The 11959-nt window shown below is 41.9% G+C and carries 11 protein-coding genes; 4 read left to right on the top strand and 7 right to left on the bottom strand.

All coding sequences use genetic code 11. The features are described from left to right. Window positions 1-45 precede the first annotated feature (45 nt). Complete coding sequence (locus IRB79_RS06665; protein WP_243507580.1) at window positions 46-675, bottom strand: hypothetical protein; 630 nt, start codon at window positions 673-675, stop codon at window positions 46-48. A 169-nt stretch (window positions 676-844) separates the two neighbouring features. On the opposite strand from IRB79_RS06665, the gene yfkAB reads away from it, so the two are divergent. After that, window positions 845-1960: a radical SAM/CxCxxxxC motif protein YfkAB gene (gene yfkAB, locus IRB79_RS06660; protein ID WP_431833412.1), complete on the top strand. Its 1116-nt coding sequence runs from the start codon at window positions 845-847 to the stop codon at window positions 1958-1960. 194 nt (window positions 1961-2154) lie between these two features. Here the strand turns inward: yfkAB and IRB79_RS06655 are convergent, their stop codons facing one another. The 4 genes from IRB79_RS06655 to IRB79_RS06640 all read right to left on the bottom strand — a co-directional run bounded on the left by IRB79_RS06655 (window position 2155) and on the right by IRB79_RS06640 (window position 6326). Further along, the gene (locus tag IRB79_RS06655) at window positions 2155-2976 is read right to left on the bottom strand and encodes a YfkD famly protein (RefSeq protein WP_243507578.1); all 822 of its coding nucleotides are present in this window, start codon (window positions 2974-2976) and stop codon (window positions 2155-2157) included. Window positions 2977-3415: 439 nt separating this feature from the next. Next, window positions 3416-4477 (bottom strand): calcium/proton exchanger, encoded by a 1062-nt coding sequence (cax, locus tag IRB79_RS06650; RefSeq protein ID WP_243507576.1) that lies wholly within the window; start codon window positions 4475-4477, stop codon window positions 3416-3418. A 177-nt stretch (window positions 4478-4654) separates the two neighbouring features. Continuing rightward, the gene (locus IRB79_RS06645; RefSeq protein ID WP_243507574.1) at window positions 4655-5797 is read right to left on the bottom strand and encodes an acyl-CoA dehydrogenase family protein; all 1143 of its coding nucleotides are present in this window, start codon (window positions 5795-5797) and stop codon (window positions 4655-4657) included. 145 nt (window positions 5798-5942) lie between these two features. After that, window positions 5943-6326 (bottom strand): OsmC family protein, encoded by a 384-nt coding sequence (locus tag IRB79_RS06640; RefSeq protein WP_243507572.1) that lies wholly within the window; start codon window positions 6324-6326, stop codon window positions 5943-5945. A gap of 161 nt (window positions 6327-6487) precedes the next feature. On the opposite strand from IRB79_RS06640, the gene IRB79_RS06635 reads away from it, so the two are divergent. Together IRB79_RS06635 and IRB79_RS06630 are read left to right on the top strand one after the other, a co-directional pair. After that, window positions 6488-7666 (top strand): MFS transporter, encoded by a 1179-nt coding sequence (locus IRB79_RS06635; RefSeq protein ID WP_243507570.1) that lies wholly within the window; start codon window positions 6488-6490, stop codon window positions 7664-7666. 438 nt (window positions 7667-8104) lie between these two features. Next, a complete protein-coding gene (locus IRB79_RS06630) occupies window positions 8105-10027 on the top strand; it encodes a heavy metal translocating P-type ATPase (protein WP_243507568.1) in 1923 nt (640 codons plus the stop codon). 223 nt (window positions 10028-10250) lie between these two features. Here IRB79_RS06630 and IRB79_RS06625 read toward each other — a convergent pair whose 3' ends face one another. Next, window positions 10251-11075: a YihY/virulence factor BrkB family protein gene (locus IRB79_RS06625; RefSeq protein ID WP_243507566.1), complete on the bottom strand. Its 825-nt coding sequence runs from the start codon at window positions 11073-11075 to the stop codon at window positions 10251-10253. Window positions 11076-11094: 19 nt separating this feature from the next. Beyond that, on the bottom strand, window positions 11095-11475 hold the full coding sequence (locus tag IRB79_RS06620; protein ID WP_243507564.1) for a YtxH domain-containing protein: 381 nt from the start codon (window positions 11473-11475) through the stop codon (window positions 11095-11097). Window positions 11476-11725: 250 nt separating this feature from the next. Between IRB79_RS06620 and IRB79_RS06615 the strand changes: the two genes are divergently transcribed. After that, the gene (locus tag IRB79_RS06615; RefSeq protein WP_243507562.1) at window positions 11726-11956 is read left to right on the top strand and encodes a DUF1128 domain-containing protein; all 231 of its coding nucleotides are present in this window, start codon (window positions 11726-11728) and stop codon (window positions 11954-11956) included. Window positions 11957-11959 lie beyond the last annotated feature (3 nt).

The following is an 11959-nucleotide window of genomic DNA, read 5'->3' as shown; positions in this document are numbered from 1 at the left end:
AAAAATCCTCCACTCCTAAGAGCAGAGGAAATTTTATATTATTCATTAAAGGTTATTGCTGTTCTTTTGAGTCTCAGGACTGTAGGTGACTGCACTTTCCCCACGTTCTACCGGGAAAGCAGTTTCTGAACTGCTCACTGAACTTGCTGCCTGATAATCTGAGCCTGTGGAATTTCCACCGTTTTCAATAGGGCTTTCCATTAATTCTGAACCTGCCTCCTTTACTTTTGACCCGATATCAGCAAGCTCGCTTTTCGCTTCCTTTGCTGTTGACATGGCTTCGTTAGACACTTCTTTTACCATATCCATGTTGCCGAAAACGTCTTCGTTGACACGCTGGTACAAACTCTGGGCATCTTTAATGGCCTCTTTAAGAGTATTGGAAGCACTCTTAAACTGGTTAATCATATTTTCCTTAACATCACCAGGATTTTCCCTCACTTCTGAAATGAGGTTTGCAGATGAATCTTTAAGATCCATTGCTTTCGTTTTCACTTTCGTTCTTGTTGAGGTATCAAGCATAGCTAAGGCTCCGCCAATAATGCCGCCAATCACAATCCCTTTCATCAGCTTGCTGTTTTGTCCGTTATCATGGTCATAATTCATATCCTGTCCATAATCAGATCGCAAAGCAGTTGTTGTGTTTGTTGTATTATAAGTGTTATTCTGTTCCATGTTAAATCCTCCTCTTAAGTTAAAAAGTATTTCTCGTTTGTTATTGAGTTAATTCCCGCAGGAGGAGAAATTAAACGTTTTTATAAAATATTTAGTCCAAACTATCGATTGACAAGGGATATGAAAGATTAAATAATGACAAAGGACTTAGATTTAGAAGGAGATACATATGAAAACACAACTTTCACCTATCACACCGGAAAATGATCCATGGGAAGCTTATTCCGATATCGATCAGCACGGGAAATTGGTGCTTTCAAATATTGAATTCACAACCACTGTATTATGCAATATGCGCTGTGAACACTGCGCTGTCGGCTATACACTTCAGCCCAGGGACCCCGATGCCCTGCCCATTGATTTGATGCTTAAGAGACTGGATGAAATCCCTCTTTTAAGCTCACTGAGCATTACAGGCGGGGAGCCGATGCTTTCAAAAAAATCAGTTAAAAATTATGTTGCGCCGCTGCTTCGCTATGCGCACGAAAGAAGGGTCAGAACACAGATTAATTCTAATCTGACACTGGAGTTAGCCCGATATGAAGAAATCATTCCTTATTTGGATGTCCTTCATATTTCACATAATTGGGGAACTGAGGCGGATTTTATCGAGGGCGGCTTTGCGATGATGGAGCGAAAGCCGACAATCGAGCAGCGTCAGCGGCTTTTTTACAGGATGATTGAAAACAGCAGGGAGCTCGTGAAAGCGGGGGTGATGGTTTCTGCTGAAACAATGCTCAACAAACGGACATTGCCTTATCTGGAAAAAATCCATAAACAGATTACAGAAGAAATGCACTGCCAGCGCCATGAGGTCCATCCGATGTATCCATCAGACTTCGCCTCATCATTAGAAACTTTAACTCTTGAAGAAATGAGATCAGCCATCCATCATCTCCTGGATATCCGGGATGAGAATACATGGATGCTGTTTGGCACCCTTCCCTTTTATGCCTGCAGCAGCAATAAAGAAGACCTGGAGCTTTTAAGAAGACTGCATTCATCAAATAATGTAACCGTCCGGAATGACCCTGACGGAAGATCACGGCTGAATATAAATATTTTCACCGGCGATGTCATTGTCACTGACTTTGGCGATACACCGCCTCTGGGAAATATCCAAACCGATCAGCTTGAGGATATTTATCAAAAGTGGAGCAGAACTGAACTCGCTGATTCTCTGAACTGTCATTGTGCGGGGGTTAGATGCCTTGGCCCTAACGTCCTTGTAAAGAACAGCTATTATAAAGAAACAGATTTTAAAACAAGACGCTCGAAGATCTAATAGATTAAGCCAGCCTAAATGTAAGGCTGGCTTTTCTTACAAAAAAATATAAAATTTTGAACGTCGATAACTGTCTAGCTCCAGCGCCTACCCCCCTCGAGGTCACAAGTCAACCCTCCCAATAAGGCAAAGAACGCCTTTCCGTGAGGCTCGTCTTGTGCTTGTCGGGGGTGGGCAAGGCGCTTGCGCTTTTATTATCTTGGCCTTTCGGAAACAACAAACCCAAACGTCACATGATCCTGAATCGGAATCCAGGCACCTATTCCCTGTGAAGTGACATTTTTAATGACGATCATTTTCTTGCTGCCTTTTAGCATCAAATACACCTCTCCATACGTTACTTTCCCCTTTTCGTTGATTGCAGGAGCATAGCCGTATAGATAGCCTAATCTTTTTGGAGGAATGTTATAAATATGATCTTTTTTGGTGCCTGCGCCAACAATGGTTTCAAAAGCAAGAGGCAGACCGGATTTCTCCATGGCTTTGAGAAGCATCATCTTTTTTACATCCTCGGCATTGGGAACCTTGGCAGTCAGACCTCCGCGGACAACCTTTTGGGTTTCCTGCACGTAATGAATCTGGTAAGGAGCCTTGCCGCCGCGGTTGTCGAAATAATTCGTGTTTATCCTCTGATATTCCCAATTAGGAGAGGTTTCGGCAGACTCGTAATTGAGCGGCCACTGACCGAGATATACGATGGCTCTGTATCCGAGTGCGAATGGAGTGCTGCTCACAGAGGTTTCATTCAGCATCCGAATGAGATCCGGATTTTCGATTTTAACCTTGGATGAATCAATGAGCTGCTGGGTTAATTCACTCGGCTGGAGTGTCGGCATATCCTGAGCCGGATTCGGATACGTATTTTCCTTTGTAACATTCAGCACCGAATTAGGGACAGCAATGGCCTTCTGCGGCTGTTTTACCGATTTCTCAGTCCCTTTCTGCGCTTCTGCGGCCGGATGGAATGACAGCATTAATATAAGACCTAAAAAAAGAATGCTTACGTATTTTTTCATGATGTCTTTCTCCTTTCAAGTCACAATCTTTTTAGGTTGTTATTAGTTTTTTCGGAGAAAGTGGATATTATCCCTCCCGTGAAAAATAAGGAAGGGATTTAAGGAGGAATCAACAGCAAAAATGTTTCATTTGTAATGATTTTGTAAAAATCTGAATATTTACAAATATCTAATAATGTTTTATAATAGGCTTACTAAACAAAAGGAGGGCAGTGGCAATCAACCCCACTACTATGTAAAAGGAGGAGAATAGTTTTTTTGTTAAGTCATCTGCAAGTCAGGTTAATGGTCAAAAATCAGCGTAAAGGTTGGTGATCAATGACTGAAAGCGAACAGAACCATTCTCTGAAAAACATAATCCTTTAAAAAAGTACTTAAATACCCATATAAATAACCGGCCCTGAGATTTATTCAGAGCCGGTTTTCTGTTTGGTCATAACTATAAAAGATAAAACCCTATTCCCATGATAACGTAAGCTGCCAGCAGAGTGGCGCCTTCAAACCAGTTGGTTTCTCCATCATTGCCAATTACAATCATCAGCAGCACCGCTGTCACCATGGCAATTAACTCAGGCATTGTAAAGACAAGAGGCATTGCAGCTGGGAACAGCAATGAAAGCAGTACAAGGACAGGCGCTACGAACATTGCAACCTGCAGCGTGGAACCAACAGCAATTTCAACAGCTATATCCATTTTATTTTTATAAGCCATAATGATGGCAGAAGCATGCTCAGCAGCATTTCCCACGATTGCCACTATAACTACCCCAATAAAAAGCTCTGTCCAGCCAAACGCTTCTCCAACTTCTTCAAAGGTGTGAACCAGATTCTCTGATACATAAGCAACGGCAATGGTCGAAATGGCAAGTACAGCAATGGCTTTCCCTTTGCTCCACTCCGGAGTTTCCTCCTCATGAGAGCTTCTGTCTTCCTCTTTGGACTGATAGACGCCCCGGTGAGTGACCAGTTTGAAGAACAAAGCCGCTAAATAAAGAGCTATTAAAATGACAGAGATGCCAATGCTGAAGGTAATCGTTTCAGCTTCATCCATGGTCATTGAAAAAACTTCAGGAATCACAAAAGCCACAATGACGGCAAACATCAGAAGTCCTGAATTATGACGTGCATCATAGACATTAAAGGACTGGGTCTTGTATTTAACCCCGCCAACGAAAAATGAAAGACCTGCCACTAACAGTAAATTCCCCAATACGGATCCTGTCAGTGATGCAAGAACAACACTAATCAGGCCGGCCTTTAAAGCAAAAATCGAAATGATCAGTTCGACCGCGTTTCCAAAGGTGGCATTCAGCAATCCTCCAATTCGGGGGCCTGTCACTATGGCAAGGCTCTCTGTCGCCCTTCCCATATAACTGGCTAATGCGATAATGGTGATGCAGTAAATCACAAACAGCAAAATATTGGACCAATGCATCAAAGTTCCGATGACAGACAGCGGTACACCAGCAAACGCCAATACCATGAAAACTTTATTTGTCATATCTTTTTCTCCTTACTGTCTTAATATTTTTTAGTATTGCCTGCTCATTCCTGCCTATGTGATTATATGCAGAGAGTTTATGTAGTACGTTCTTTCTCTTTAGCCGATTTAGAAAAAATTGAAACTTGAAGCTTTGGGCATACAAAAAGCTGCCGTCTAGGACAGCAGCCTTCTGAGTTACTTTATAACGTTTTTTGCCAAAGCATGAATCGTCATATCATCCATTGGCGGATTATGAAGGCCTGCACGCACATCCCTGTAATAGCGCTGCAGAGGATTTTTTGCTGATAAACTGCGGGCACCTGCCACACGCATGGCTAAATCGACTACTGCAATGGCGGCGTTCGTTACAGCCAGCTTGACTGCTCCCAATTCAGGCTGCATCCTGCTTCTGGCTTCATCGTTTGCTTCATCCCATTTTTTTGCAACGGAATAGAGAAAATGGCGTGCTCTCATGAGTTCAAGCTCCATCTCGCCAATTTTTTGCTGAACATTGGGCAAATCAATGATGGTACCGCTAATGCTGTTCGGGGAATAATTTTTAGCAAAGGTAATGGCATAATCTTGAGCTGCCTGTGCAATGCCTAAATAACAAGCCGGTATATGGAGAAGCCATCCAGCCGCTCCTTTTTTGCCGGGCTGAAACAGCTCAACAAGCGCGTCCTGCTTCACCCTTACATTTTTTAAAAGAAGGTCATGGCTCCCCGTTCCCCTCATGGCAATGCTGTCCCATGTTTCCTCTATCTCCAAGCCCTCGGAACTTCTCGGAATTAAGAAGTTTCCTATTTCTCCGCTTTCTTCAATCGTGGCGCTCACATTGAAGTAATCAAGCACAGGGGCCATGGTCGTAAAGCTTTTCCGGCCATTAATGATCCAGAAACCTTCTTCTTTTCTTGCAGAGGTAACTGGCTTTCCTCCCCTTGTAGGGCTGCCTGTCTGCGGTTCTGTTGCACAGTTATTCATTAATGCTCCCTTTTTCACTTCCTCACATAAAGCCTTGAATACGGGTTCTTCCCAGTTATTTTTCTCGCCAAGGCTTTTAATAATGCCCATATGCCAGCCAATGGATAAGGCTGTGGAGCCATCTCCTTCAGCTATCTTTTCCTGGAGGCGCAGAAATTCAGAAAGGGAGATTTCCTTTCCTCCATATCGTCTGGGGACTGTTAATGATGTATATCCTGATTCTTTGAGTTCTTTTATATTTTCAAAGGGGAAAAGACCCTCTTCATCATTTTTGCCAGCTCTTGATAAAAACTTTTCCGATAGTTTTTCCATGAGCTGGATTCTTTCTTCTGTTGTATTTAAGTCTTGGAATTTCATTAGGAGACACCTCACTTCTATTATTTAATTCTTATTATTTTTATAGGAATTATTATACTATTTTTCTTCCACCCTTCACAAAGATACTGATGAAAAGCTTGCATTATTAAAACAAGGAAGAGGCATCCTCTTCCTTGTTTGCGTATTAAATAAGTTCAAATGTCTCTTCTATTTCAATGCTTCCTTCCACTGAACGCACCATTGAACAATTTTTTCTAGTCAATTCCATTGCTTTGTGAAGTTTGGCCTCATTTAAGTCCGTTCCTTTTATGATGAAATGAATATGTACCTTCTCTACACGGTCAGCGACTTCAGGATTTCTTTCCACACTGGTTTTTATTTCGATGTCTTCAAATTCCATGCGCATTTTTTTCATGATTTTTCTTAAAACACCCCCGCTGCACACAGCCAGCGAAGCGACAAGCAGCTGATACGGCCTGAAGCCATACTCTTCATCCCCGGCAACATCCAGGCGTCCAAATGGCAAATCGGTATAGAAGCCTGCTTCTTCCTTCATTTTAAATTCCATGGTATTCGCCCCTTTTTTATCTTATTAATATTAGAGATTACACTATTTTATCTACAAACAAAAATATTATGACCAGCAACTTTCTCTTGCCAAGAATCCCTATTCCCGATACCATCATTTAGGAGACATTTATATTTCATGTCAGAAAATGAGGTTTTAATATGAATAAAGAAACAATGCGTTTTTGGATTCTCATCAGCATTGTTGCCATTTCAGGTTTTAGCCAGGGAATGCTGCTTCCTTTAATTGCGATTATTTTTGAAAATGACGGCATTTCCTCCAGTTTGAATGGTTTGAATGCAACAGGTTTATACATTGGGATCCTGCTCATCTCTCCTTTTATGGAATATCCATTGCGAAAATACGGCTATAAGCCGGTTATTATCCTTGGAGGTTTATTAGTGGTGGTATCTCTCATCCTGTTTCCTCTCTGGAAATCCTTTTGGTTTTGGTTCATTCTCCGGCTTTTAATCGGAATTGGAGACCATGCCCTGCACTTCGGAACACAAACATGGATCACATCCTTTTCACCTGAAAATAAACGCGGCCGGAATATATCATTATATGGACTTTTCTTCGGGGTAGGATTTGCTGTAGGGCCATTAATGGCTCCGCTTGTCAAAATTAATGAAACCATGCCATTTATCATTTCTTCCATACTATGTCTGATTGCCTGGCTGTTCTTATTTACATTGAAAAATGACTTCCCTGAACAGTCCATTGAAATCAACTCATTCAGGGAAACAATGAAGCGCTTTTCAAAAGCCACAAAATATGGATGGGTTGCCTTCTTGCCTGCGCTGGGCTATGGGTTTCTTGAAGCCTCCTTGAACGGCAGCTTTCCCATCTATGGCCTGCGCATCGGGCTGGAAGTTTCAAGTGTTTCACTGCTGCTGACTTCATTTGCAATCGGCGGAATCATATTTCAGCTTCCATTAGGGATCATGAGTGATAAATTCGGAAGACGCAATGTGTTAATGAGTATTCTATTTATCGGGTTTATCAGCTTCGTCACCGCAAGCATGCTCGAAGAATTGGTTTTTGCTCTGACAGTTTGCTTATTCATTGCCGGCATGGCCGTCGGATCAACCTTTTCACTTGGCATCACCTATATGGCAGACTTAATGCCAAAAAACCTGCTTCCTACCGGCAACCTGCTATGCGGAGTAGCATTTAGCATCGGCAGCCTGATTGGCCCCTATTTCGGCGGCCTTTTCATTGAATTATTCAAATCCATAAGCTTCTTCAATATTATCAGTGTCATGCTTTTGATTATCTTTGGTGCAGTCACATTGTTTGGGAATAAACAGCAGGTATTTGAAAAGAGCCAGTCATTTTAATTTCGGTATAGCAGAATTTACAAAGGTTATATGATAGTTTTGCCTTGAAATACAAATAAAGTTTTACCTGCTGAGTTGATTGTAGCGGAGGGCACTTGACTCCTACGGGAGGAGAGGGAAGTGAGAGACCCCGCAGGCGAAGCCGAGGAGGCTCTCATGCCTCCCCGCGGAAAGCAACGGGCTACATTAGAAGCTAACAAGTTTAAATATAAAAAGAAAAGTAACTGTTTAACTTTTCTTTTCATAGGCTATATAGTAAAATAAGTGTAATAGAATACAATATTTGCATAATGCTAGTTGCATTACCTGTATGACTGGATTTTAACGCTGTCACCTAATTGGTGGCAGCTTTCGTCGTTTTTTAGGGGTATTGAATGTGATTATTCTTCTCAATAAGACAACTGACAAAACTTTAAATTCATTTTAGGAGGACAAACAATGAGTATGGAGGCAAAGGCGCTGCTTAAAAGCAGCACTGCATCTGAAGAAAACCTTTTAGAAAAAATCAAACCTCATGCTGAACTGATTGCCGCTCTTCTAAGCGGTGTATTGATTCTGGCAGGCTGGTTATTAGACCGAAGCGAAATGGAAGCTGCATCGATTGCCGCTTACCTGCTGGCTTTCATTATCGGCGGCTTTGCGAAAGCAAAAGAAGGCATCGAAGAGACCATTGAGAATAAAGAGCTGAATGTTGAAATGCTGATGATATTTGCTGCGATCGGATCTGCCATTATCGGTTATTGGACAGAAGGCGCAATCCTGATATTCATCTTCGCGGTCAGCGGCGCTTTAGAAACATACACCATGAACAAAAGTCATAAAGAAATCTCTTCCCTTATGGAACTGCAGCCAGAAGAAGCCCTGAGGATCATAGACGGGTCCGAGGAACGTGTGCATGTTTCTGAGCTGGAAATCGGGGATTTAATCCTGGTGAAACCAGGTGAGCGGGTGCCATCCGATGGAACAATCGTAAAAGGCCATTCATCATTGGACGAAGCAGCGATCACGGGTGAATCACTGCCAGTTTCCAAGGGGGCAGATGACCAGGTATTTGCCGGTACTGTAAATCTGAACGGATCGATTACGGTTGAAATAACCAAACCAAATAACGAAACCCTTTTTCAAAAAATTATCGAGCTTGTGCAATCAGCCCAAAGCGAGAAATCTCCTTCACAGCTTTTCATTGAAAAGTTTGAAGGAACCTATGTCAAAGTTGTTTTAGCTGTTGTCGTTTTAATGATGTTTGCTCCTCACTTTCTTTTAGGATGGAGCTGGACAGAAACCTTTTACCGGGCAATGATTCTGCTTGTTGTCGCTTCACCTTGTGCCCTGGTTGCATCAATCATGCCGGCGACTTTATCAGCCATTTCGAATGGTGCGAAACACGGAATTCTTTTTAAAGGAGGCGTGCATCTCGAAAACTTAAGCCATCTTAAAGCGATCGCCTTTGATAAAACCGGCACACTGACAAAAGGAAAACCGGAAGTAACCGATGTAGCAGTCAAGGATGGTCTTTCCAGGGAAGATCTGCTTCTAAAGGTAGCTTCCATTGAGAGTCATTCAAACCACCCGCTTGCAAATGCCATAGTCAAATATGCCAAAGAAACACTATCAGAATCCCTTATTCGTCCGGAAAGCATTGAAGATGTTACCGGATTTGGAGTCAAAGCCAAAGTTGATCAAGATGTATGGAAAATCGGCAAAGCCTCTTTTGTCGGTAAAACAGAGGCCAAAGCATTTGCAAATGGAGCTGCCGATCGCATGGCTAGTGAAGGAAAAACTGTTGTCTTTGTACAGAAAAATGAAGAAGTAATTGGCCTTATTTCCCTCAAGGATGTTGTCCGCGAAGAGACTAAGCAGGCAATTGACCTTTTGAAGCAGCAAGGAATTTACACCATCATGCTTACTGGAGACAGCCAGACAACGGCAGCAGCGATTGCCAGCGAAAGCCATGTTAATGAGCATATTGCCGAATGCCTTCCTGAAAACAAAGTGGAGCATTTAAAAAAGCTGAAAGAAAAATACAGCAATGTCGCCATGGTCGGTGACGGAATTAACGATGCCCCTGCCCTTGCAACTGCAAATGTCGGAATTGCCATGGGCGAAGGAACGGATGTAGCGCTTGAAACAGCTGATGTTGTCTTAATGAAAAATGACCTGCCAAAAATTGCCGAAGCCATTGAACTTTCAAGCAGAATGAATCGCATTATCAAACAAAATGTCATCTTTTCTATAACGGTCATTATGTTTTTAATTGCATCGAACTTCCTGCAGATACTTGACCTTCCTTATGGAGTAATCGGCCATGAAGGGTCCACCATTTTAGTTATTTTAAACAGCTTGAGGTTATTAAGATCATAAGGAAAGCCTGGGAAGTCAGTTTCCCAGGCTTTTATTTTTAATGGTAGCCGTTCTGCCCGTTAGCAGATCCGGATGTTTTTTGTTTAGGTTTATTTTTGCCTTTTTGCTTTGTGCCGCCGTCTTTTTTCGTGTGTTTTGTCATATCCATGCCCTCCTAAAGAATTCATTTTCCCCATTACTATTGTGTTACGGAGAGTGCTTTTTTAAGAAGGAAACTTTTTCATCAACAATCCTCTTTATTGATCTTAGAATTGATGGCATTGATTTCCCCGCCAAGAATGATGATAATGCCGGATATGTAAAACCAGATCATAAGCACGATAATGGCCCCAATGCTTCCATAGGTAGCGGAAAAATTGCCGAAGTTGCTGACATAGTATGAAAAGGCAAGGGATGACAGCACCCAGCCAACTGTTGCAAAAATGGCACCAGGCGCAACGCTTATGCATGTTAACTTTTTATTGGGGGCAATCCAGTATAACCCTGTAAACACCATAAAAAGGATAAATGGACTCACTAACCAGCGAACCATATTCCATATCGCCAGAAATTGGCCTGACAAACCAAATTCCGAAGATATAAACAAACCAATCTGTCTTCCGAAAACAGGGAGGAGCAACGCCAGCACAAACACAAAAATCATCGCAAACGTCAGTAATATCGCCATCCCGCGTGCAATAATAAAATGACGGGTTTCCTTTACGTCATACGCCTTATTAAAAGCCTTCACCACAGCATTGATTCCATTTGAAGCTGACCAGAGCGTAGCTATGATCCCAAATGAAAGCAGCTTTCCATTTCTTTGCGTAATTTCATATATATTGGTTTCAATGAGCTTCATGGTCTCTCCTGGTGCAAAATCACGGACAACATTTAAGATATCCTGCTGTGTGATCGGCAAATAAGGAACGAGTGTGACCAGGAAAATCAGCAGCGGAAAAAGAGAGAGAAGAAAGAAATACGCCAATTGGGCAGCAAGTCCAAACACATCATCTTCTTCTACTCTCTTCCATAAGTTTGGAATCAGAGCCGAAAAAGTTCGTCCCATTCCAACACCTCACTTGTTTTTAATGCGGAATCTGAACTGAATCGTCAGAAGATTTTTCCGGAAGTTCACTTGATCCCTTCTGCTTAATATCTGAAAATGCCTGCTTTGTATTCTGGACAATCTGTGTTACTTCCGGTGCCATTTCTCTTATTTCTTCAACGGTCCCAGTAATAAAAGCGACGTCTTCACTAACCTGGTCAATAGCTGTTTTGACCTTATTGGAAACATCCTTCACCTGATTCACTGCTTCACTTGGGTGTTTTATGTAATAGCCGACATTGCTGGACGTTTTCCGGCAATTATTAAAAACGGTTTCCCTTGTGGATTTGTCAAGAAGGCTTAGTGCACCGCCTGCAAGTGCTCCATATAGTACACCTTTCCAAAACAATGATTTCCCCATATTTTATTCTCCTTTAGCAAAATTATTATATGAAAATTTGGTTCAATTTTTCCCTATTTTCCGGTTGACGAAACCTGACTCGTCCTTTTCTTGTATTATCTTATGTGATTTGTACAAACTTCTCCTTTATTTTCTACTAATTTCCATGGTACATGCAAGCCTAATTTATATTGACAATTTGTTGATATCGTGGAAAGATGATAAGAAAAGTGTGTGCGTCCAAATACATAGCTATGAGAGGGTGTCCGAAATGAATAATTTGTCGGAGAAATCGGTTGAGAATGTGGAGTTTATGATTGAGGCTATTAAGGAAAAGCTGAAGGTTTTAAACTTAGGTGCTATAAAGCCTTCTCACTTTGATGAGGAAATGTATGAGGAATTGAAAGATATTTATGACCTTGTTATGAAGAAGGGATCCTTCAGTCCGAATGAAATGCAGGCTTTGGTGGAAGAGCTGGGGAATTTGAGGAAGAATAAATAATCA

The sequence above is a fragment of the Cytobacillus oceanisediminis genome (assembly GCF_022811925.1).
Lineage (GTDB): Bacteria > Bacillota > Bacilli > Bacillales > Cytobacillaceae > Cytobacillus > Cytobacillus oceanisediminis_D.
The sequence above is the reverse complement of the archived record's forward strand: the minus strand, read 5'-3'. Positions and strand labels throughout refer to the sequence as shown.

Bases quoted from the DNA above. Each gene is read 5' to 3' on its own strand.
- IRB79_RS06665 (WP_243507580.1), bottom strand. From the start codon at position 675: ATGGAACAGAATAACACTTATAATACAACAAACACAACAACTGCTTTG.
- yfkAB (WP_431833412.1), top strand. From the start codon at position 845: ATGAAAACACAACTTTCACCTATCACACCGGAAAATGATCCATGGGAA.
- IRB79_RS06655 (WP_243507578.1), bottom strand. From the start codon at position 2,976: ATGAAAAAATACGTAAGCATTCTTTTTTTAGGTCTTATATTAATGCTG.
- cax (WP_243507576.1), bottom strand. From the start codon at position 4,477: ATGACAAATAAAGTTTTCATGGTATTGGCGTTTGCTGGTGTACCGCTG.
- IRB79_RS06645 (WP_243507574.1), bottom strand. From the start codon at position 5,797: ATGAAATTCCAAGACTTAAATACAACAGAAGAAAGAATCCAGCTCATG.
- IRB79_RS06640 (WP_243507572.1), bottom strand. From the start codon at position 6,326: ATGGAATTTAAAATGAAGGAAGAAGCAGGCTTCTATACCGATTTGCCA.
- IRB79_RS06635 (WP_243507570.1), top strand. From the start codon at position 6,488: ATGAATAAAGAAACAATGCGTTTTTGGATTCTCATCAGCATTGTTGCC.
- IRB79_RS06630 (WP_243507568.1), top strand. From the start codon at position 8,105: ATGAGTATGGAGGCAAAGGCGCTGCTTAAAAGCAGCACTGCATCTGAA.
- IRB79_RS06625 (WP_243507566.1), bottom strand. From the start codon at position 11,075: ATGGGACGAACTTTTTCGGCTCTGATTCCAAACTTATGGAAGAGAGTA.
- IRB79_RS06620 (WP_243507564.1), bottom strand. From the start codon at position 11,475: ATGGGGAAATCATTGTTTTGGAAAGGTGTACTATATGGAGCACTTGCA.
- IRB79_RS06615 (WP_243507562.1), top strand. From the start codon at position 11,726: ATGAATAATTTGTCGGAGAAATCGGTTGAGAATGTGGAGTTTATGATT.